This window comes from Plantibacter sp. H53, from assembly GCF_001650455.1.
GTDB classification, from domain to species: Bacteria; Actinomycetota; Actinomycetes; order Actinomycetales; family Microbacteriaceae; genus Plantibacter; species Plantibacter flavus_A.
In genome coordinates this window covers 54674-76185 of sequence record NZ_LWCT01000012.1, presented here as the reverse complement: position 1 = coordinate 76185, position 21512 = coordinate 54674, and the positions used below count along the sequence as shown (strand labels likewise).

General features: G+C 68.8%; 19 protein-coding genes and 2 tRNA genes. 8 read left to right on the top strand and 13 right to left on the bottom strand.

Annotation, left to right across the window (positions count from 1 at the left end; all coding sequences use genetic code 11):
• Positions 1–716, bottom strand: a 716-nt coding sequence (locus A4X17_RS08120; RefSeq protein WP_231884330.1) for an acyltransferase, incomplete at its 3' end; no start/stop codon positions are given.
• Positions 717–848: 132 nt separating this feature from the next.
• On the opposite strand from A4X17_RS08120, the gene valS reads away from it, so the two are divergent.
• Genes valS through A4X17_RS08100 form a run of 4 tightly spaced genes read left to right on the top strand, consistent with a single transcriptional unit; the run spans position 849 to position 6213 of the window.
• Positions 849–3446, top strand: coding sequence for a valine--tRNA ligase (gene valS / locus A4X17_RS08115; RefSeq protein WP_064295158.1), 2598 nt, complete (start codon positions 849–851; stop codon positions 3444–3446).
• Positions 3443–3889, top strand: a complete 447-nt coding sequence (locus A4X17_RS08110; RefSeq protein WP_064295157.1) for a GNAT family N-acetyltransferase — start codon at positions 3443–3445, stop codon at positions 3887–3889. The genes valS and A4X17_RS08110 overlap by 4 nt, the downstream gene beginning before the upstream one ends.
• Entirely contained in the window at positions 3889–4146 is a 258-nt protein-coding gene (locus A4X17_RS08105; protein ID WP_064295156.1) for a hypothetical protein, read from the top strand. The genes A4X17_RS08110 and A4X17_RS08105 overlap by 1 nt, the downstream gene beginning before the upstream one ends.
• A gap of 33 nt (positions 4147–4179) precedes the next feature.
• Complete coding sequence (locus A4X17_RS08100) at positions 4180–6213, top strand: M3 family metallopeptidase (protein ID WP_064295155.1); 2034 nt, start codon at positions 4180–4182, stop codon at positions 6211–6213.
• Between the two features lie 73 nt (positions 6214–6286).
• Here A4X17_RS08100 and clpX read toward each other — a convergent pair whose 3' ends face one another.
• The 6 genes from clpX to A4X17_RS08070 all read right to left on the bottom strand — a co-directional run bounded on the left by clpX (position 6287) and on the right by A4X17_RS08070 (position 11299).
• Positions 6287–7564, bottom strand: coding sequence for an ATP-dependent Clp protease ATP-binding subunit ClpX (gene clpX, locus A4X17_RS08095; RefSeq protein WP_064295154.1), 1278 nt, complete (start codon positions 7562–7564; stop codon positions 6287–6289).
• Between the two features lie 111 nt (positions 7565–7675).
• Positions 7676–8344 (bottom strand): ATP-dependent Clp protease proteolytic subunit, encoded by a 669-nt coding sequence (locus A4X17_RS08090; protein ID WP_056006676.1) that lies wholly within the window; start codon positions 8342–8344, stop codon positions 7676–7678.
• 30 nt (positions 8345–8374) lie between these two features.
• On the bottom strand, positions 8375–8968 hold the full coding sequence (locus A4X17_RS08085; protein ID WP_056006680.1) for an ATP-dependent Clp protease proteolytic subunit: 594 nt from the start codon (positions 8966–8968) through the stop codon (positions 8375–8377).
• A 144-nt stretch (positions 8969–9112) separates the two neighbouring features.
• Positions 9113–9619: a tetratricopeptide repeat protein gene (locus A4X17_RS08080; protein WP_064295168.1), complete on the bottom strand. Its 507-nt coding sequence runs from the start codon at positions 9617–9619 to the stop codon at positions 9113–9115.
• An 84-nt stretch (positions 9620–9703) separates the two neighbouring features.
• The gene (gene tig / locus A4X17_RS08075; RefSeq protein ID WP_064295153.1) at positions 9704–11170 is read right to left on the bottom strand and encodes a trigger factor; all 1467 of its coding nucleotides are present in this window, start codon (positions 11168–11170) and stop codon (positions 9704–9706) included.
• A gap of 55 nt (positions 11171–11225) precedes the next feature.
• Positions 11226–11299 (bottom strand) — tRNA-Pro (locus A4X17_RS08070).
• A gap of 193 nt (positions 11300–11492) precedes the next feature.
• Here A4X17_RS08070 and A4X17_RS08065 point away from each other — a divergent pair.
• Positions 11493–11563: transfer RNA gene (locus A4X17_RS08065), tRNA-Gly, on the top strand.
• A gap of 198 nt (positions 11564–11761) precedes the next feature.
• Here A4X17_RS08065 and A4X17_RS08060 read toward each other — a convergent pair.
• The gene (locus tag A4X17_RS08060; RefSeq protein WP_064295152.1) at positions 11762–13033 is read right to left on the bottom strand and encodes an HNH endonuclease signature motif containing protein; all 1272 of its coding nucleotides are present in this window, start codon (positions 13031–13033) and stop codon (positions 11762–11764) included.
• Between the two features lie 347 nt (positions 13034–13380).
• Between A4X17_RS08060 and A4X17_RS08055 the strand changes: the two genes are divergently transcribed.
• Positions 13381–13572 carry a hypothetical protein gene (locus A4X17_RS08055; RefSeq protein WP_064295151.1) on the top strand — a complete coding sequence of 64 codons (192 nt, stop codon included), beginning with the start codon at positions 13381–13383 and terminating at the stop codon, positions 13570–13572.
• Here A4X17_RS08055 and A4X17_RS08050 read toward each other — a convergent pair.
• The gene (locus A4X17_RS08050) at positions 13569–14105 is read right to left on the bottom strand and encodes a gamma carbonic anhydrase family protein (RefSeq protein WP_064295150.1); all 537 of its coding nucleotides are present in this window, start codon (positions 14103–14105) and stop codon (positions 13569–13571) included. The genes A4X17_RS08055 and A4X17_RS08050 overlap by 4 nt on opposite strands.
• A gap of 215 nt (positions 14106–14320) precedes the next feature.
• Between A4X17_RS08050 and A4X17_RS08045 the strand changes: the two genes are divergently transcribed.
• Positions 14321–14809 (top strand): Dps family protein, encoded by a 489-nt coding sequence (locus A4X17_RS08045; protein ID WP_064295149.1) that lies wholly within the window; start codon positions 14321–14323, stop codon positions 14807–14809.
• 90 nt (positions 14810–14899) lie between these two features.
• On the opposite strand, the gene A4X17_RS08040 is transcribed toward A4X17_RS08045, so the two are convergent.
• The 4 genes from A4X17_RS08040 to A4X17_RS08025 form a co-directional block, all read right to left on the bottom strand.
• Entirely contained in the window at positions 14900–16450 is a 1551-nt protein-coding gene (locus tag A4X17_RS08040) for an amidohydrolase (protein WP_082916017.1), read from the bottom strand.
• Positions 16451–16487: 37 nt separating this feature from the next.
• Positions 16488–17489 carry an Fpg/Nei family DNA glycosylase gene (locus tag A4X17_RS08035; protein ID WP_064295148.1) on the bottom strand — a complete coding sequence of 334 codons (1002 nt, stop codon included), beginning with the start codon at positions 17487–17489 and terminating at the stop codon, positions 16488–16490.
• A gap of 62 nt (positions 17490–17551) precedes the next feature.
• Positions 17552–18040, bottom strand: a complete 489-nt coding sequence (locus tag A4X17_RS08030; protein ID WP_064295147.1) for a ribose-5-phosphate isomerase — start codon at positions 18038–18040, stop codon at positions 17552–17554.
• 35 nt (positions 18041–18075) lie between these two features.
• Positions 18076–18699, bottom strand: a complete 624-nt coding sequence (locus A4X17_RS08025) for a DsbA family protein (RefSeq protein ID WP_064295146.1) — start codon at positions 18697–18699, stop codon at positions 18076–18078.
• Between the two features lie 142 nt (positions 18700–18841).
• Between A4X17_RS08025 and pepN the strand changes: the two genes are divergently transcribed.
• Entirely contained in the window at positions 18842–21385 is a 2544-nt protein-coding gene (gene pepN, locus A4X17_RS08020; RefSeq protein ID WP_064295145.1) for an aminopeptidase N, read from the top strand.
• The last annotated feature ends 127 nt before the right edge of the window (positions 21386–21512 follow it).

The following is a 21512-nucleotide window of genomic DNA, read 5'->3' as shown; positions in this document are numbered from 1 at the left end:
CACCCGCGCCGGGCCCCCTCGGCGACCAGGATCGCCGTCAGTCCCCCGGCGGCGAACTCCCAGACCCTCGTCGTCGTCGCGAAGTAGGCCGGAGACGGGTCCTGCACGGTGAAGACGACCGACCAGGCGGCCGACGCGATGCAGACGAGTCCGATCGCGATCGCGACGCCCCGACGCCGCACCGTCGGCGCAGCCGAGCGACGGGCGACCCGCACGGCGAGCCAACCGGCGCCGAGGACCAGGATCGGCCAGACGAGGTAGAACTGCTCCTCGACCGACAGCGACCAGAAGTGCTGCACGGGCGACGGAGCGTCCTCCGCGGCGAGGTAGTCGATCGCGGATCCGGCAAGCGCCCAGTTCTCGATGTACAGGGCCGACCACGCGATCTCGCGCAGGAACCGGGGCAGGTCCCCGAGCGGCGCGAGGTACCAGCTCGCGACGAGGGTCGCGGTGAGGACGGTGAGTGCGGCGGGGAGCAGCCGTCGTGCGCGCCGGGCCCAGAACCGCCCGAGTCGGACCGAACCGGATCGCTCGACCTCGTCGAGGAGGTGCGCCGTGATGAGGAAACCGGAGATCGCGAAGAACACGTCGACGCCGACGAACCCGCCCGGTATGAGCCCCGGCCAGAAATGGAACACCACGACGAGCGAGACCGCCACGGCACGAAGGCCCTGGAGGTCGGCTCTGACGGGTCCGGTGACGGCTCTGGTCGACACGGTCCGATGCTATCGGCGGAGGATGGCGGTCGGCGGTCCGGCGACCTCCCGGTCCCCTGCGATAGCATGGGATGTTCCCACACACTCAGGCACGCAGACACGGTGCCGCACATATCAGCAGGAGATCGCCTCATGACCGCTGCCAGCATCCCGGACAAGCCGGCCCTCGAAGGTCTCGAGCAGAAGTGGGGCTCCTCCTGGGAGTCCGCGGGGACCTACCGGTTCGAGCGCGACGGCGCCACGCGTGAGTGCATCTACTCGATCGACACCCCGCCGCCGACCGCATCCGGCTCCCTGCACATCGGTCACGTCTTCAGCTACACGCACACCGACGTGATCGCCCGCTACCAGCGGATGACCGGCAAGCGCGTCTTCTACCCCATGGGCTGGGACGACAACGGCCTCCCGACCGAACGCCGCGTCCAGAACTACTACGGCGTCCGGTGCGACCCGACACTCCCCTACGACGCCGACTTCACCCCGCCGTTCGAGGGTGGCGACAACAAGAGCACGAAGGCCGCCGATCAGATCCCGATCTCGCGTCGCAACTTCATCGAGCTGTGCGAGCGCCTCACGGTCGAGGACGAGCAGCAGTTCGAGGCCGTCTGGCGTGCGCTCGGCCTCTCCGTGGACTGGACGCAGAGCTACCGCACCATCGGCGACGAGTCGATCACGGCGAGCCAGCTCGCGTTCCTGCGCAACCTGGACCGCGGCGAGGCCTACCAGGCCATGGCGCCGACCCTCTGGGACATCACCTTCCGCACGGCGGTCGCCCAGGCGGAGCTCGAGGACAAGGAGCAGCCGGGCACCTACCGTCGGCTCTCCTTCCACCGCCCGGACGGCGGCACCATCGAGATCGAGACCACACGGCCGGAGCTCCTCCCCGCCTGCGTCGCCCTCGTCGCCCACCCAGACGACGAGCGCTTCAAGCCGCTGTTCGGCACGACCGTGACCACGCCGGTGTTCGGCGTCGAGGTACCCGTGCTCGCCCACCACCTCGCCCAGCCCGACAAGGGCGCCGGCATTGCGATGGTGTGCACCTTCGGTGACATCACCGACATCGTGTGGTGGCGCGAACTCGACCTCCCCAACCGCGCGATCCTCGGCTTCGACGGCCGCGTCATCTCGGAGGCCCCTGAGGCGATCACCTCCGAAGCCGGTCTCGAGGCGTACGCGCAGCTCGCCGGGAAGACCGTCTTCAGCGCCAAGCAGACCGTCGTCGACCTCCTCGCAGCCTCGGGCGACCTGATCGGTGAGCCGAAGCAGATCACCCACCCGGTGAAGTTCTTCGAGAAGGGCGACAAGCCGCTGGAGATCGTCTCGACCCGCCAGTGGTACATCCGCAACGGCGCCCGCGACGAACAGCTCCGCAGCCGCCTCCTCGAACTCGGCTCGGAGCTCGAGTGGCACCCCGACTTCATGCGCGTGCGCTACGAGAACTGGGTCGGTGGTCTGTCCGGCGACTGGCTGATCTCCCGCCAGCGCTTCTTCGGTGTGCCGATCCCCCTCTGGTACCCGCTCGACGCCGACGGCAACCCGGTCTACGACCAGCCGATCGCGCCGGACTACGCCGCTCTGCCCGTCGATCCCTCCAGCGATGCCGCACCCGGTTACGACGAGTCGCAGCGCGGCGTCCCCGGTGGGTTCATGGGCGAGGTCGACGTCATGGACACCTGGGCCACGTCGAGCCTCACCCCGCAGCTCGCCGGCGGCTGGGAGCGCGACCCAGAGCTCTGGGATCTCGTGTTCCCGTACTCGCTGCGCCCGCAGGGTCAGGACATCATCCGCACCTGGCTGTTCTCCACCATGCTCCGCAGCGTCCTCGAGTACGACCGGAAGCCGTGGGAGCACGCCTCCGTGTCCGGCTTCATCGTCGACCCCGACCGCAAGAAGATGTCGAAGTCGAAGGGCAACGTCGTCACGCCGGCGGCCATGCTCGAACAGCACGGTTCGGACGCCGTCCGGTACTGGGCGGCCTCGAGCCGTCTCGGCACCGACGCCGCCTTCGACCCGCAGAACCCGACGCAGATCAAGATCGGCCGACGCCTGGCGATCAAGGTGCTCAACGCCTCGAAGTTCATCCTCGGGTTCACCGGTCGTGAAGACGCCCCGGTGACGGAGGCCGTCGACCTCGCCATGCTGAGCGTCCTCCGCAAGACCGTCGCCGACGCCAGCAGTGCGCTGGCCGGTTACGACCACGCGCGCGCGCTCGAGCTCACCGAAGCGTTCTTCTGGACCTTCTGCGACGACTACCTCGAGCTCGTCAAGGAGCGGGCCTACGGCGAGGAGAGCCCTGAGCAGGCTTCGGCGGTGGCCGCGCTGCGGATCGCGCTCTCGACCCTGCTCCGCCTGTTCGCCCCGTTCATCCCGTTCGCGGCCGAGGAAGCCTGGTCCTGGACGCACGACGGCTCCGTGCACCGCGCCAGCTGGCCGACCGACGAGGAGTTCGCAGGACTCGCAGCGGGCGAACCGCAGGTGTTGCAGCTCGCGAGCGAGGCGCTCACGGGCATCCGGCGCGCGAAGACGGATGCCAAGGCGTCCCAGAAGACCCCGGTGGACTCCGCGGTCATCGCCGGACCCGCCGCATCGATCGAGCTGCTCGCGCTCGTCGCAGACGACCTCCGCGCCGTCGGACGCATCGAGTCCCTCGAGTTCCGCACCGCCGATGTCCTGTCGGTCGGCGACATCGTCTTCGCCCCGGCGGCCGACGCCGAGGAGGCACGCGCATGAGCGTCACCATCCGTCCCGCCGTCGAGAGCGACCTGTTCGCGTGGCACGCGCTGTACTCCGGCTACGGGGAGTTCTACGGCAACCCCCTGACCGACGAAAAGGCCGTCCTCGTGTGGGGCTGGCTCAGCGACCCGACCCACCCGTTGACCGCGCTCGTCGCGGAGGACGCACAGGGCGCCCTCGTCGGCCTCGCTCACTATCGGGTGTTCCCCCGTGCCCTCGCCGGCGGGACCGGGCTCTACCTCGACGACCTCTTCGTCGCCGAGGACGCCCGCACCGGAGGAGTCGGGACCGCGCTGATCGAGCACGTCCGCGACCTCGCGAAGGCGGACGGCCACAGCGTCGTACGGTGGATCACCGCCGCCGACAACGAGCGCGCCCAGGCCGTGTACGACAAGCTGGCGACCCGCACGAGCTGGGTCACCTACGACCTGGAGCCGTGATGCAACTCGGAACCCGCTGGGTCGTCGGCGCCAAGCCACCGGAGAACGTGCCGACGCCGGTGCAGACGGCCATCGCCGCTGAGGAGCAGGAGTTGCTCGCACAGGGCGTGGACGCATCCGCGTGGCGCTGGACCCTCACCTGGCTCGAACGCCGACCCGTCGTCGAGCTCGACGACGGTACGACCATCCGTCAACACGCGGACGGATCCGTCAGCCTCACCCGGCCGGACGACGACCACGCCGACGACGAGGACTGAGCCTCCTCCCCGGCACGCTGGATAGGGTGAGGTATGGAATCACACACGAATCCGTTCCTCCAGCCGAGCACACTCCCCTATCAGCTGCCGCCGTTCGGCGAGATCCGCGAGGAACACTTCCGCCCCGCCTTCACAGCCGGGTTCGCGCAGCAACTCGACGAGATCGCGGCGATCACCGCGCAGGACGACGCGCCGACCTTCGAGAACACGCTGATCCCGCTCGAACGGAGCGGCGCGATCCTCAGGCGGGTCGCAGCGGTCTTCTTCAATCAGAGTTCGGCGGACAGCTCCGCGTTCACCAATGCACTCGAGGAGGAGCTCGCGCCACAGCTGGCCGCCCACGAGGACGCGATCAGGCTCGACCCCGCGCTGTACGCGCGGATCGCGGCGGTCCACGCACGTCTCGACGACCTCCAGCTGTCGGCCGAGGCGGCCTACCTGGTCCGACGCGTGTACAGCGAACACACGCTCGCGGGCGCCGGTCTCGACGCCGAGGAGAAGCAGCGGCTCTCCGACCTCAATCTCCGCCTCTCGACGCTGACCACCCGGTTCGAGAAGCAGCTCCTGGCCGACACCAACGACCTCGCCGTCCACCTCACCGATGCCGCTGAGCTCGACGGGCTGAGTGCGGGCGAGATCTCCGCCGCGGCCCAGGCGGCCGCCGAACGAGGTCTCGACGGATGGCTCATCACCCTCGTCCTCCCGACCGGCCATCCGGCGCTGTCGTCGTTGACGCACCGCGGCGTCCGCGAGCGGATCATGACGGCCTCCCGTGCCCGCGGCACGCACGGCGGACCGAACGACAACCGTGACCTCGTGCTCGAGATCACCCGCCTCCGAGCCGAGCGCGCCGCACTCCTGGGGTTCCCGTCGCACGCGGCGGTGGTCACCGCGGACCAGACCGCGGGGACCCCGGAGGCCGTCGCAGCGCTCCTCTCCCGTCTGGCGATCCCCGCCGCCCGCAACGCGGATCGGGAACAGCGCGAACTCGAGCGGGTCACCGGCCTCGAGACCGTCGAAGCATGGGATTGGCCGTTCGCGACCGAACAGGTCAGGATCGACCGGTTCGACGTCGACACCAGCGTGATGCGCCCGTACTTCGAAGCGGAGCGGGTCCTGTTCGACGGGGTGTTCGCCGCAGCGACCAAGCTCTACGGCATCACCTTCGCCGAACGGACCGACCTCCAGGGCTACCACCCCGACGTCCGTGTCTTCGAGGTCTGGAACGAGGACGGCTCCGGCCTCGGCCTGTACCTCCTCGACCTGTACACCCGCGACAGCAAGCGCGGCGGCGCCTGGATGAACGCGCTCATCTCCCAGAACCGCCTGCTCGACCAGCCCACCGTCGTGGTCAACAACCTGAACGTCCCGAAGCCGGCCGAGGGCGAACCCACCCTGCTGAGCCTCGACGAGGTCACGACCTTCTTCCACGAGTTCGGCCACGCGCTGCACGGCCTTTTCGCGGAGGTCGAGTACCCGCGGTTCTCCGGTACGAACGTGTTCCGGGACTTCGTCGAGTTCCCGAGCCAGGTGAACGAGATGTGGATGCTGTGGCCCGAGGTGCTCGCCGGCTACGCCAGGCACGTCGAGACCGGTGAGCCGATGCCGCAGGAACTGGTGGCGAAGCTCCAGGCGTCCGAGGGATTCAACGAGGGCTTCTCGACGAGCGAGTACCTCGCTGCGGCGATGCTCGACCAGGCCTGGCACAGCATCGGTGCGGATGACCGCGTCGACGATGTGGAGGCCTTCGAGGCGGCGGCGCTCCGATCCGCCGGACTCGACAATCCGGCCGTCCCGCCCCGGTACGCGAGCACGTACTTCGCCCACACCTTCTCGGGTGGATACGACGCCGGCTACTACTCCTACATCTGGAGCGAGGTGCTCGACGCCGACACCGTCGACTGGTTCACGGAGAACGGCGGACTGACGAGGGAGAACGGCGACCGCTTCCGCACCAAGCTCCTCGGGGTCGGCGGTTCGAAGGATCCGCTGGAGGCCTACCGCGACTTCCGTGGGCGCGACGCGGTCATCGAGCCGCTCCTCCGACGCCGCGGGCTCGAGGACTGAACGACGAAGCCCGCCGCAGCTACTCCGGAGGATCCGGGGCGCTGCGGCGGGCTTGTTCACCGCTGGGTGTCGTCTAGGCCGACTTCTCCTGGCGGCGAGCCGCACGAGGGACGATCGTCGGGGCCGCGTTCTCGACGACGGACTCCCGGGTGATGACCACGCGAGCGACCTCGTCGGTGGAGGGCACCTCGAACATGATCGGCCCGAGCACCTCTTCCATGATGGCTCGGAGCCCTCGGGCACCGGTCTTGCGGAGGACGGCGAGGTCGGCGATCGCTTCGAGTGCCGCCTGGTCGAACTCCAGCTCGACGCCGTCGATCTCGAACATGCGCTGGTACTGACGCACGAGCGCGTTCTTCGGGACCGTGAGGATCTCCATGAGCGCATGCTGGTCGAGCGGGGTGACCGTCGTGACGACCGGCAGGCGACCGATGAACTCGGGGATGAGACCGAACTTGTGGAGGTCTTCCGGCAGGACCTCGCCGAAGAGGTTCACGTCGTCGCCCTTGCTGTGCAGGGGTGCGCCGAATCCGATGCCCTTCTTGCCCGCGCGGGAGGAGATGATCTCCTCCAGCCCGGCGAAGGCGCCGGCCACGATGAACAGGACGTTCGTCGTGTCGATCTGGATGAACTCCTGGTGCGGGTGCTTCCGGCCGCCCTGCGGGGGTACCGAGGCGACGGTTCCCTCGAGGATCTTGAGGAGCGCCTGCTGGACACCCTCACCGGAGACGTCGCGCGTGATGGAGGGGTTCTCCGCCTTGCGGGCGATCTTGTCGACCTCGTCGATGTAGATGATGCCGGTCTCCGCGCGCTTGACGTCGTAGTCGGCAGCCTGGATGAGCTTGAGGAGGATGTTCTCGACGTCCTCGCCGACGTAGCCGGCCTCGGTCAGTGCGGTCGCATCGGCGACGGCGAAGGGGACGTTCAGTCGCTTCGCGAGGGTCTGCGCGAGATACGTCTTGCCGCAGCCCGTCGGGCCGATGAGGAGGATGTTGCTCTTCGCGATCTCGATGTCGTCGTGCACCGTCTCGGCGGGAGCGAGCGTGGCACGGGAGCGGACGCGCTTGTAGTGGTTGTACACCGCGACCGAGAGCGCCTTCTTCGCGGCCTCCTGGCCGATGACGTACTCCTCGAGGAAGGCGAAGATCTCCTTCGGCTTCGGGAGGTCGAACTCGCTCACCGTCTCCTCGCTCGCTTCAGCGAGCCGCTCGGCGATGATCTCGTTGCACAACTCGACGCACTCGTCGCAGATGTACACGCCGGGACCAGCGATCAGCTGCTGGACCTGCTTCTGGCTCTTGCCGCAGAACGAGCACTTGAGCAGATCGGCGCTTTCGCCTATCCGTGCCATGTCTTTCCCTCTCCCTGGAGATTCGGTGCTCCGAGCCTAACCTGTCCCTGCGACAACTCGGCGCGCCACCCCGCTGGGATGACGCGCCGAGTCGTGAGCACGGGAGCCGGGTCAGGCCGTGATGGCCGCGACCGGGTTCTTCCGCGAGGTGAGCACCTGGTCGATGAGACCGTACTCGAGCGCCTCGGCGGCCGAGAGGATCTTGTCGCGGTCGATGTCCTTGTTGACCTGCTCCACAGAACGGTTGGAGTGGTGTGCCAGGGTCGACTCGAGCCAGCCGCGCATGCGGAGGATCTCGGCCGCCTGGATCTCGATGTCCGAAGCCTGACCGTGGCCGGCCTCGCCGACGGCGGGCTGGTGGATCAGGATGCGGGCGTTCGGGAGCGCCAGGCGCTTGCCCGGCGTACCGGCGGCGGTGAGCACGGCAGCGGCGGAGGCCGCCTGTCCGAGGACCACCGTCATGACGTGCGGACGGATGTACTGCATCGTGTCGTAGATCGCCGTCATCGCGGTGAACGAGCCACCGGGTGAGTTGATGTACATGACGATGTCGCGGTCGGGGTCCATGCTCTCGAGCACGAGCAGCTGGGCCATGATGTCATCGGCCGATGCATCGTCGACCTGCACGCCGAGGAAGATGATGCGGTCCTCGAAGAGCTTCGCGTACGGGTCCTGGCGCTTGTAGCCGTAGGCCGTGCGCTCTTCGAAGCTCGGGAGGATGTAGCGAGCACCCGGCATCTGCAGCGAGCGGCCCGCCGCACTGAACGTTGGAGTCTCCATATGTTGCATTCCTGTCTGGTCGAAGCCGGGTTACTTGTCGCTGTCGACGGTTCCGCCGCCGCCGGCCACGTCGAGCGCGGACTCACGGAGGTGGTCGACGAAACCGTATTCGAGCGCCTCTTCGGCGTTGAACCAGCGGTCGCGGTCGCCATCGGCGTTGATCTGCTCGACGCTCTTGCCGGTCTGCGCCGCGGTGATCTCGGCGAGACGGCGCTTCATGTCGAGGATGAGCTGCGCCTGGGTCTGGATGTCGCTCGACGTTCCGCCGAATCCGCCGTGCGGCTGGTGGAGGAGCACGCGGGCGTTCGGGGTGATGTAGCGCTTGCCCTTGGTGCCGGCCGTGAGGAGGAGCTGACCCATCGACGCGGCCATGCCGATACCGACCGTGACGATGTCGTTCGGCACGAACTGCATGGTGTCGTAGATGGCCATGCCGGCCGTGATGGAGCCACCGGGCGAGTTGATGTAGAGGTAGATGTCGCGCTTCGGGTCGTCCGCGGCGAGGAGCAGCAGCTTGGCCGCGATCTCGTTCGCGTTCTCGTCGCGGACCTCGGCGCCCAGCCAGATGATCCGGTCCTTCAGCAGGCGGTCAAAGACACTGGGCGAGAACTGTGGTTCGGCCATTATCGCTCCGTTTCGGTTGTGCAGTGGTTCGAATCTATCGGAGGCGACGCGCGACCAACGCCCTGTTCGCCCTCGGCAGACTCCCGGGCGGCGGGGTTCGCCGGAGGCGGACGGCGAGCGGACGGACCGCGCGACCGCCGGGGCTCAGCTGAGCGGATCCGTCTCGAGTTCGTCGGCGTAGGCGCGGACGGACCGGTGGTAGCGCGGCAGGTGCGGCACGAGAGCGCGGAGGGCGACGGCGGTCGCTCGACGCGGGTCCCCCGAGCTGGCGAGCGCCAGGGCCAGGAAGGCCGCGGTCGCGTCCGCGTACGGACCGGTCGGATCGTCCGCGAGCTGCTGTTCGAGCAGGACGATGCTCTCAGCGGTACGGCCGAGGTTGCGGAGCGTGCTGGCCAGTTGGATGATCGCCTGCGGACGGTGCTCCTCGTCGAGCCCGGCCTCGAGGGCGGCGCGATAGCAGACCTCGGCCTCGACCTCGTGGCCGGCGGAGTCGCGCGCACCGGCTGCCTCGAACGCGGCGCGGGCGTCACCCGGCGGACGCTCGGCGGCCAGGGCGTCGATGGCGGCGATGCGCTGCTCGTCGTCGATGGTCTCGTCGGCCCAGACGGCTGCGACGCGGTCGTCCCAGCCGGTTGCGTCGGTCGTCGTCATGATGGCTCCCATTCGGCTGACGTGTCCGGAGACGACGACAGGGGCGGAATCGCTTCCGCCCCTGTCGTCACTGCTGGTGCTGTCCTACTCGGCAGCGGCCTCGTCGGCAGCGGCCTTCTTGGCCGGTGCCTTCTTGGCGGGCGCCTTCTTCGCAGGTGCCTTCTTGGCGGCGGCCTTCTTCGGCTCTGCCTCGGCCGGAGCCTCGTCGGCGGCGTCCTCGGCCGGAGCCTCGGTCGTCTCGTCGGCTGCAGTCTCGGTGGCGGCGTCCTCGTCCTCGACCACGGCGACGAAGTCGCTCAGGTCGACGGGCTTGCCGTTGGAGTCGACGACCTCGGCCTTGCCGAGCGCGATGGCGATGGCCTTGTTGCGGGCGACCTCGCCGACCATGGCGGGGATCTGACCCTGCTGGCCGAGTGCCTCGATGAACTCACCGGGCTCCATGCCGTACTGCGACGCGCTCTGGATGAGGTACTCGGTGAGCTCGTTCTGGTTCACCTGGACGTTGAGCGACTCCGCGAGGGCGTCGAGGAGGAGCTGCGTGCGCAGTGCCTTCTCGCTCGACTCGGTGACCTCGGCGCGGTGCTCGTCGTCCTCGAGGCGGTTCTCGCCCTCGAGGTGACGGTGCACCTCGTCCTCGATGACGCTCTCGGGCACGGGGATCTGCGCGGCCTCGAGCATGGCGTCGACGAGCGCGGTGCGTGCGTCGCGGCCCTGGGTGATGACCTGCTGGCGCTCGACGACCTCGCGCAGCTGCGCCTTGAACTCGTCGATGGTGTCGAACTCGCTCGCGATCTGAGCGAAGTCGTCGTCGGCCTCGGGGAGCTCGCGCTCCTTGACGGCCGTCAGGGTGACGGTGACCTCGGCGTCCTCGCCCTCGTGTTCGCCACCGAGCAGCGGCGACGTGAAGGTGGTGGTCTCACCGGCGGTGAGGGAGTCGAGTGCCTCGTCGATGCCGGTGAGCAGCTCGCCCGAACCGATCTCGTAGGAGACGCCGCTCGCGCGGTCGACCTCGGCGTCGTTGATCTTGGCGACCAGGTCGAGCTGGGCGAAGTCGCCCGTCTTGGCCGGGCGGTCGACGGTCACGAGCGTGCCGAAGCGTGCACGGATGCGGTCGAGCTCGTCCTGGACGTCGGCTTCGCCGGCTTCCTGGGCGTCGACGGTGAGCTTGAGGCCCTCGTAGTCGGGAAGCGTGATCTCGGGACGGACGTCGACCTCGATGTTCACGAGCAGGTCGCCGGAGAAGTCCTTCTCGTTCGGCCACTCGACGATGTCGGCCTGCGGGCGGCCGAGCGGACGGAGTTCGTTCTCCTCGAGTGCCTTGCGGAAGAAGCCGTCGAGGCCCTCGTTGACGGCGTGCTCGATCACGGCGCCCTTGCCGACGCGCTGGTCGATGATCGCCGGTGGCACCTTGCCCTTACGGAAGCCGGGGACGTTGATGTCCTCGGCGATGTGTCCGTAGGCGTGGGTGATGCTCGGCTTGAGCTCCTCGGGCGTCACCGCGATGGCGAGCTTGACGCGAGTGGGGCTCAGCTTCTCGACCGTGGTCTTCACGTGATTACTTCTCCTGTGTCGGGGATTCTGCCTCAGTTGAGGACGCAAAACGGAGTCGGGGCGACAGGATTCGAACCTGCGACCTCCCGGTCCCAAACCGGGCGCTCTACCAAGCTGAGCTACGCCCCGGATCGGCGACAATCCGGCCAGCCGGCCCGACCGACGAGCGGTGGGCGAAATGGCCTCGGTCAGTCTAGCCCAGAATCTGTGCGGCCCCTGTGCGGTTTCCGGGGCGGAACCGGCCTCGGCACACGTGGCTGCACGGATGGGCGCTCGGGATGCAGTAGCATTACCGGGTGAGTTCGTCGCAGTGCGGCGCCTCGGGGATGTAGCTCAATGGTAGAGCCTCAGTCTTCCAAACTGATTACGCGGGTTCGATTCCCGTCATCCCCTCTCAATACATCAGAACCAGGCGGCGCCGCGAAAGCAGGCGCGACGGTTCGGTCATCGCGCAGGGCCTTCCTGACGTCACACCCTTCGACAGGCTCGTCGCACTCTTCGACAGGTTCAGGGGGCGAAGCGTCCCGAGCGAACCTCTCCCGGTCGCTGAGCCTGTCGAAGTGCCCACGAGGACGCCTTGTCGTTCCGAGGTCAGAACGGAGCAGGGTCCGGTTCTGTGCGGTGGTGTTTCCCGTCGGGTGTCGTCCACTCGAGCACCCCACCGGGCCCGTGGTCGAGGTTCCAACCCGGCAGGTGCTTCATCCGATGGTGATGTCGACACAGGCACGCGAGATTGCCGACATCCGTCGTCCCGCCGTCTTCCCACGCGACGGAATGGTCGAGATCGCACGCTCTGGCTCGCCTGCCGCAGCCCGGTGCTCGACAGGTGCCGTCCCGCAGGCGCACCGCGCGTTGCAGGTCGGCCGGGACCCGGTACTGGTTCCGCCCGACGGACAGCACGGATCCCGTTTCCGGCTGGACCAGGATCCGGGTGAAGCTCGGCGCGTTCACCGCGATGCGTGCTGCGGTTGCGGGGTCGATGGGCCCGTAGCCGTCGAGGGTGGCCGGGGCGTCTGAGACACCGGCCATGCTCAGTGCCGGGACCGTGATCTGCACGGTCGGCTTGATGTGCTCCTGCACCTCGATCGGGTGCGGGAGGACCGCGCTGGACATGACGTCGTCGGGTGTGACGCCGGTGAGGGCGAGGGCCGCGAGCGCGTCGGCCTGGAGTTGTCCGCAGGTGCGGGTGTCGCCGGCCTTGCGCGATTCCGCAGCTGCCGTCTCGACCCGCTCGATGATGCCTTGCGCGATCGGTGCCGTGGTGAACAGGTGCACCCAGGCCATGCCGTCGGCGGCAGGTTCGAACTCGACCCGGCGGTCAGCCTCCGAACGGGTTGCGCGTGCGGTGATCGATTCCGGGTGGAGGCGCTCGCGCAGGACGCGGGCGCGCTTCCGGAGGTACGCATTGGTGGATTGTTCGGCGACCGGCAGGACCTCGGCGAGGAACACCGCTCGCCCTGCGGTCGGGACGTCGCAGAGCTGGTCTGTGATGGTCTGCGCGTGCCGGGCGGAGATACGACCGGCCTCAAGTGAGGCAAGCACAGCCGGCGCTTCGTTCACGAGCAGTTCGGCATCGTTGGTCGCGCGCTGAACCGTCCGTTCCGGCGTCCGGGTCGCCATCGCGAGCGCCGCACAGGTCGACCGGCGCGACAAGGCCTGCCGTTCCGCCGGCGGGAAGATGGCCGGGACCGTGGCGTCGGCGAAGGCGTCGGCATAGGCGGCGGAGCGGGCGAGGAGGCGGGCCTCACGCGCGTCGAGGGCTGCCCGCAGCCGTTGGATCTCTGCGTATTCGTCCGAGAACTCCGCGAGTTGCGCGGCGCAGTCGTCGCCGACGCGGGTCGCGGTGAGGGTGGTCTCGGTCATGGGACAAGTCCACCATGGACCACTGACATTCTAGATGCCGAGTCGTTTCGGTTGTGGAAGTGTCCTCGTGTGCCCTTCGACAGGCTCAGGGACCGGGAGGAGGAGCGCCGGTTCTCCGCGTGCCCTTCGACAAGCTCAGGGACCGGGAAGAGGAGCGCCGGATTCGTGAGGTTCTCCGCATGCCCTTCGGCAGGCTCCGGGACCGGAGGAGGTTCCTCAGGGACCGGAGGTGGTCATCGGGGTCGGGAGGGAGACCACCGGAGCGGGGAGGTCGCTCGTGTGCCGTTCGAGGGGTCGAAGCGCGGGGAGGACGGAGCACGGGATGCGCGACGGCCTAGGCTGAGCGCATGCGACTCGACGCGATCTGGCCCCACATCTGGACGGTGGCCGGCGCGCTCGTCTTCTTCGTCGGGGTGTACGCGCTCGCGACCGGACGACTCGGCGTCGGCCTCATCTGCATGATCGGCTGCGTCGTCTGCCTGTCCGGCTCGCTCGCCGCGCAGCGTCGCCTCAAGAAGCGCGACGCACGCCGCCGCTAATCCTCGTCGACCGCTGCGGAGTGGACCGCTCTGAGCGCGACGTAGTGCGCTGCGTTCTGCCGGATCGCCTCCTGCTCGTCGGCCGTCAACTCCCGCCGCACCTTGGCCGGGACCCCCGCGACGAGCGAACCGGGCGGCACGATCATGCCCTCGAGGACCACGGCTCCCCCGGCGATGAGCGACCCGGCGCCGATCACGGCGCCACTCAGGACCACGGAACCCATGCCGATGAGGCAGTCGTCCTCGACAGTGCAGCCGTGGACGACCGCGTTGTGTCCGACGGAGACATTACGTCCGATGACCGTCGGGTGGCCGCTGTCCGTGTGCACGGCGACCCCGTCCTGGATGTTGGACCCGGCGCCGAGCGTGATCGAGTCGGAGTCCGCACGCAGGACGGCGTTGTACCAGACGCTCGAATCCGCGGCGAGCGTGACGGCCCCCACCAGCACGGAGCCCGGAGCCGTGTAGGCGCTCGGGTCGATCTGGGGCGAGCGTCCGTCTGAGAGTTTCCTGACCGTACCGTGCAGCGTCATACCGGCCACGCTATCGCAGGCGGCCCCGGCCGACGGGAACCCGCGTCGTTCCGGGGTGAATCGCCGGTACGGTCAGGCTTTCCTTGCTGAGTGCACCCTTCGTAAGCCGAGCCTCGACTTCCTTGCGGAATGTCTGCGGCTGAGTACCGTTGCATTCAAGCAGACCGACGAATCCGTCCGACCAGGGCCTCACTCGTCAACGAAGGGGAAACACCATGACCGACATCACCACCTCCATTCCGCAGGCCGTCGCCAACCCGGACGTCGCAGCAGGCACCGCGCAGTTCCTCAGCCCCGTCGTCGTCGACCTCACCGCCATCGTCGTCAACGGCAAGCAGGCCCACTGGCACGTGCGTGGTGCGAACTTCATCGGCGTCCACGAACTGCTCGACGACATCGTCGACCACGCGCAGGAGTGGGCCGACCTCGCCGCAGAGCGCATCGTCGCCCTCGGACTCCCGGTCGACGCACGCCTCAGCACCGTCGCCGCCAAGACCAGCACGCCTGAGCTGAGCGAGGGCTTCCAGCAGTCCGACCGCACCATCGCCGAGGTCATCGCCCTCATCGACGCAGCGTCCGCCTCGGTCAACACCGCGGTCGACGAGCTCGACGAGCTCGACCAGACCAGCCAGGACATCGCGATCGAGATCGCCCGCGGCCTCGACAAGGACCGCTGGTTCCTCTTCGCGCACCTCAGCCGCTAGCACCCCGGCGGGGCGTCCCGCGAGCATCACCTACGAAGGGGCAGTCCACCGTGGCTGCCCCTTCGTCGTGTTCCCGCGGGCCGCGCGGCGTCACGTCCCCGGGCCGGGCCTCCCGGCTGCCGTCAGGCGCCCACCCAGCATCGTCGCCAGGACCGGCATGGTGCGCAGGGCCTCCGGTGCGCAGGAGAACGGGTCGAACGGCACGACGACGAGGTCGGCGGGGCGGCCGACGGCCACCACGTCGTCGTCTCCCCTGGTCGACGCCGCCAGTGCTTCCTCGACCGTGATGGCCTGCTCGCCGTGCCAGGCCTCGCGTCCATCGCGGCTGCGCGTCACGGCGGCGGCGATGGAGACCCACGGGTCGAGCGGAGCGACCGGGGCGTCGGAACCGAGTCGGAGCGTGGCACCGGCGTCGAGGAGGCTGCGGAGCACGAAGGCACGGTCGGTGCGCCCGGCCCAGTGGACCTCGGCGATGTCCCGATCATCCATCGCGTGTTCCGGCTGGACACTCGCAGCCGTTCCGGTCCGCGCGAACCGCGCGAGGTCCGACGCCCGGAGGAGCTGCGCGTGCTCGATCGTGCCCTTCGCGCCGGTCGTCTCGATGGCGTCGAGCGCAAGGGTGTTGGCTCGGTCGCCGATGGCGTGCACCGCACAGTGGAGGCCGTTGGCGGTCGCAAGGGTGAGCAATGCGGTGAGTCGCTCCGGCGGGACGTTGAGCATCCCGTGCGCGTCGGTTCCAGGAGCCGAACCCGGATAGGGCGCGTCGCAGCAGGCCGTCCGGGTGTTGAGGGATCCGTCGGTGATGACCTTGAACGGGCCGACCTGCACCAAACCGTCCGTTCCGGCGAGTACTCCCCCGGTCACGAGCCCGGCGTCGATCGCGCGCTCGAGGTGCTCGGCGTACACACCGAAGGAGATGCGCAGCGCGCGAGTCCCGTTCCCGACCCGACGGATCCAGTCCGCGGCGTTCCAGCGCATCTCCAGGTCGACGACACCGACGACGCCGCGGGACGCCGCCTGGTCGGCTGCGGCGTCGACCCAACGGTCGGAGAGCTCGTCGGCGACCTGGTCGAGCTGCTTGAGGACGGCGAACGACTCCTCCTCCCGCAACAGGCCGGTGGGATGGTCGGCGAAGCCCGTGGCCCGGAGCGCCGCGCTGTTCAGCCAGCAGCAGTGGAGGTCGGCGCTGACCAGCACGACCTCGCGGTCCGGTGCGATCGCGTCCAGCAGGGCGAACGTGGGCGTGTCCGGCCAGAGGGCGTCCCGGAACCTCGCGCCCTCGACCCAGCCGTCACCGTCGGCCTCCTCAGCGATCCGCTCAGCGACCAACTCGACCGCCTCGGCGGCGGATGCGGCCGAGGACAGGTCAACGCGCCTGGCCGTGCGCGCCCACTGGGTGAAGTGCACGTGGTGGTCCCAGAGCCCCGGCAGGAGGAAGCCACCACCACCGTCCAACACCCCGGGGTCGGAGCTGAGCAGGACCTCGGGATCGGCGGGTCGGATCGCCACGATCGAGCCGCCATCCAGCAGGACGTCGACCCGTTCGGCATCGGACGAGCCTCCGCGGCGCGGTCCGGACAAGTGGACGTCGGCGATCGTCGTGACGAGGTCGCCGACGGGTCCAGGGCGGTGCTCGGTCATCACATCGGTCCTCGTCGGTTCGGCAGGCGGGTTCGGTTCAGCGCTGACAGTTCGGGCACCAGTACAGCTTGCGGGCGCCCATCTCCTCGAGGAGGATGTTCGTCCCGCAGACCCGGCACGGCAGTCCCTCCCGCTTGTAGACCCAGTGGCGATCAGCGCGGTTGGCCATCGCGAGGCGGTAGTCGGCCGCCGACAGGTCGTCCATCGTCATCATCTGTCCGGTCTCGACCCCGATCGCGAGCAACCGCGTCCAGTCGAGCCAGATCTCGCGAAGCGTCTCGACGGGGACCGTCTTCCCGGTGCGGTGCGGATCGAGACGGGCGCGGAACAGCAGTTCGGCGCGGTAGACGTTGCCGATCCCGCTGATGATCTGCTGATCCATGAGGAGCAGACCGATCGGGGAACCCTTGCGGTGCGCACGCGACACGAACCGCTCCCCCGCCTCCGCGCTCGGGTCGAGCAGTGGATCCGGTCCGAGCCGATCGATGACGGCCTGCACCCCGGCGGCGTCGATCACCTCGCAGGCGGTCGGCCCGCGGAGGTCCGCCACGGTCGCCTCGGTCAACAGCCGCACGCGCACCTGACCCACCGGTTCGGGTGGGAACCGCTCGTCGATCTCGGCGAGTGGACTCGACTGCTCGGACATCCGGACCCTGGCCCGGCGCGGTGCACCGATGCTGTGCAGGGAGTTCTCCCCGTCCGCATCGTGGATCGGCGCATCGTCGTCGTCGAGCACCGTGCCGCGCTGGTTCGTCTGCCCCATGCGGCCGTTCGAGGCGGCGATGGTCGGGTCCGACCGGATCTCACCGGCGAAGTCCCACGCGCCGTACAGACCGAGGTGCACCCGCAACCACAGTCCGTCGTCGAACTCGAGGAACATCTGCTTGCCCACGGCCTTGGCGTCGGTGACCGTCCGGCCGTCGAGCACGGCGGCACCCTCGGCGAAGCGCCCCTGGGGAGACGACACGGCGACCCGGTGTCCGACGAAGTTCTGAGCGAACTGTCGGGCGATGCGATGGACGGAGTGCCCCTCGGGCATGGTGACTCCTCACTCGGTGGGGGCGCGATCCGGCGCGCCGCGCGGTGGCGGTGGAGGACGCGTCAGGCGTCGACGTGCTTGCCGGCGATGGTGCCGGTCGCCTCGAATTCGGCGAGCTGGGCGATCCGACGGGCGTGACGTTCCTCGAGGCTGAACGGCTCGGCGATGAACGCGTCGATGAAGGACACCGCCTCGTCGGTGCTGTGCTGACGCGCACCGATCGAGATGACGTTGGCGTCGTTGTGCTGCCGAGCCAGCTGCGCCGTGCTGAGGTTCCAGACGAGCGCCGCGCGGACACCGACGACCTTGTTCGCGGCGATCTGCTCGCCGTTGCCCGAGCCGCCGAACACCACGCCGAGGGCGTCAACACCGGCCTGCTGGTCGCGCACGACGCCCTTCGCCGCGTTGATGCAGAACGCCGGGTAGTCGTCCAACGCGTCGTACTCGGCCGGGCCGTGGTCGACGACGTCGTGACCGGCTGCGCGCAGGTGGTCCTGCAGGAACTGACTGAGCTCGAGACCGGCGTGATCGGTGGCGATGTGAATGCGCATGTGGAAAGTCTAGGGTTCCGGGCGCCGGCGTCGCGTCAGTCGAAGATCGGGTCCGCCGTGCGGCTGCGCTTCAGCTCGAAGAAGCCCGGGTAGGCGGCAGCGGCGACGACACCGTCCCACAGCGCGAGCGCCTGCTCGCCCTTCGGCGCCGGCGAGATGACGGGTCCGAAGAACGCCACGTCGTCGATCGCGATGACGGGGGTGCCGACGTCCTGGCCGACCCGTCCGATGCCGTCGAAGTGGCTCTCGCGCATGGGCCCGTCGTAGGCGTCCGTCGTCGACGCTTCGGCGAGCGCCGCCGGGAGCCCGGTCTCGGCGAGGGCTTCGGCGATCACGGCGTCGACGTCCTCCGCGCGTCCGCCGGGGTGGATCCGCGTCCCGAGCGCGTCGTAGAGCGGCTTGACGACCGCGTGTCCGTGTTCGGCTGCCGCAGCGGCGACGAGCCGCGTGTATCGGAGCGCCCGGGGGAAGAAGGCCCGGTAGTCGTCGCTGACGTCCTGGTCCTCGTTGAGGACGGCGAGGCTCATGATGTGCCAGTGGACGTCGAGGTTCCGGGCTTCGGTGACCTCGTCGACCCAGCGCGAGGTCATCCAGGCCCACGGGCAAGAGGGGTCGAACCAGAAGTCGACGCGGGTGTTGTCTGCAGCGGAAGTCGTCATGCCGTCACCCTACGCGCCGATCCCCGTCGACTCCCCCGAAACCGATGGACGGCGGGTCTAGGCTGGTTGATCGTGCCGCGGTCGTCACGAGCGACCACGTGCAGTTCACACGTCACGTGTCCATCAACACCAGGGAGCAGTTGTGCCAGGAGAGAACCTCACCCGAGTCGAAGCCCAGGAGCGCAGGGCGCTCGTCGACACGTCGAGCTACGAGGTCGTGCTCGACCTCACGACCGGTCCCGAGGTGTTCCGCAGCACCACGACGGTCCGCTTCACCGGTGAACCGGGCGCTTCGACCTTCATCGACGCCATGACGCGCACCGTCCACTCCGTCACGCTGAACGGCGTCGAGCTCGACCCGTCGACCGTCTCCGACGGCGTGCGCATCCAGCTCGACGGCCTCGCTGCGGAGAACGTGCTCGTCGTCGACGCGGACGCCGAGTACACCAACACCGGTGAGGGCCTCCACCGATTCGTCGACCCCGTCGACGGCGAGGTGTACCTGTACAGCCAGTTCGAGGTGCCGGACTCCCGTCGGGTGTTCGCGGTGTTCGAGCAGCCCGATCTGAAGGCGACGTTCACCTTCACGATCACGGCGCCCGCGGCCTGGCAGGTCGTCAGCAACTCGCCCACGCCCGAGCCGGCACCGGCGCACGACGGCGCGGCGACCTGGAGCTTCGCACCCACGCAGCGCATCTCCTCCTACATCACCGCGATCGTGGCCGGCCCGTACGACGTGGTGCGCAGCGAGCTCACCTCGAGCGACGGCCGGACCATCCCGCTGGGTGTCTTCGCGCGGAAGAGCCTGGCGGAGTACCTCGACGCCGACTACATCTTCGAGAAGACGCGTCAGGGCTTCGCGTACTACGAGGAGAAGTTCGCGTACCCCTACCCGTTCGAGAAGTACGACCAGCTCTTCGTCCCCGAGTTCAACGCGGGCGCGATGGAGAACGCCGGCGCGGTGACCTTCACCGAGACCTACGTGTTCCGCTCGAAGGTGACCGACGCGATCAAGGAGCGCCGGGTCGTCACGATCCTGCACGAGCTCGCCCACATGTGGTTCGGCGACCTCGTCACCATGAAGTGGTGGAACGACCTGTGGTTGAACGAGTCGTTCGCCGAATGGGCTTCGACGATCGCCACCGCAGAGGCCACCGAGTGGACCGAGGCGTGGACGACGTTCAACGCGATGGAGAAGACCTGGGCCTACCGCCAGGACCAGCTGCCGTCGACGCACCCCATCGTCGCGACCATCAACGACCTCGAGGACGTCCAGGTCAACTTCGACGGCATCACCTACGCCAAGGGCGGCTCCGTCCTGAAGCAGCTCGCCGCCTGGGTGGGCATCGAGGCGTTCTTCGCCGGCGTTGGCAACTACTTCCGCAAGCACGAGTTCGGCAACACGGTGCTCGACGACCTGCTCGTCGAGCTCGAGGCGACGAGCGGCCGTGACCTCCGCGAGTGGTCGAAGCTGTGGCTCGAGACAGCCGGGGTCGGGACGTTGAGCCCGGAGTTCACCGTCGACGCCGACGGCGCGTTCACCGCGTTCGCCGTCCGTCAGACGGTCCCCGCGGACTACGACACGCTGCGTCCGCACCGCCTCGCCATCGGCCTGTACCGGCTGCAGGACGGCAAGCTCGTCCGCACCCGACGCGTCGAACTCGACGTCGACGGGGCGCTCACCGAGGTGCCGGAGCTCGTCGGTGAGACGCAGCCCGACCTGGTGCTGCTGAACGACGACGACCTCGCCTACGCGAAGATCCGCCTCGACGAGCGGTCGCTCGCGACGGCGATCGGCCACCTCGCCTCGATCGAGGACCCGCTCGCACGCTCGCTGGTCTGGGGCGCCGCCTGGGACGCGACCCGCGACGCCGAGTCGAGCGCCTCCGACTACGTGGAGCTCGTCCTCGGGAACATCGCCACGGAGACCGAGTCGACGACCCTGCGCACGACGCTCGGCCAGCTCGGTCTGGCCGCGCGCAACTACGTCGCTCCGGAACGCCGCCTGGCGACCGTCTCACGGGTCGGCGACGCGCTCTGGACGCTCGCCCAGGAGGCTGAGGCCGGCTCGGACGCGCAGTTCCAGTTCGTGAAGTTCTTCGCCGCCCTCGCCTCGACCCCCGAGCACGGCGAGCACCTGCGTGCGCTGCGCGACGGCTCCGCGGCACTCCCGGGCCTGGAGATCGACACCGACCTCCGCTGGGAGCTCCTCGAGGGCCTGGTCCTCCTCGGTCTCGCGGACGGTTCGGACATCGACGCGGCGCTCGCCGAGGACAACACGGCGAACGGTGCGCAGGCGGCCGCTCGCGCACGGGCGACGATCCCCACCGTCGAGGGCAAGCGTGCAGCGTTCGACTCGGTCGTCGAGCACGACGACCAGCCGAACGCGATCGTCCGGAACGTCGGTCTCGGGTTCGGACATGTCATCGACCCGGCCGTCCTGCAGCCGCTCGTCGAGCCGTACTTCGCCGCGCTCACCTCGGTCTGGGAGTCGCGCAGCTACAAGATCGCCGAGTACATCGTCGAGGGGCTCTACCCGGCGGCGCTCGCCTCCACCGAGCTCCGCGACTGCACCCGCGCGTGGTTGGACGCCAACGCCGATGTCCCGGCACTCCGACGCATGCTCGTCGAAGCCCTCGCCGGGGTCGAGCGGGCACTCGCGGCACAGGCACGGGATGCCGCATGATCCACTCGGCCGGATAGCACTCCGGTACCAGGATCCTCTGGAGAGAACCCCTCCACGGCACGACCCGCTGTGGAGGGGTTCTCCGTATCCTGGAGGGATGCGCCGACCAGTGAACGACGACCGACCC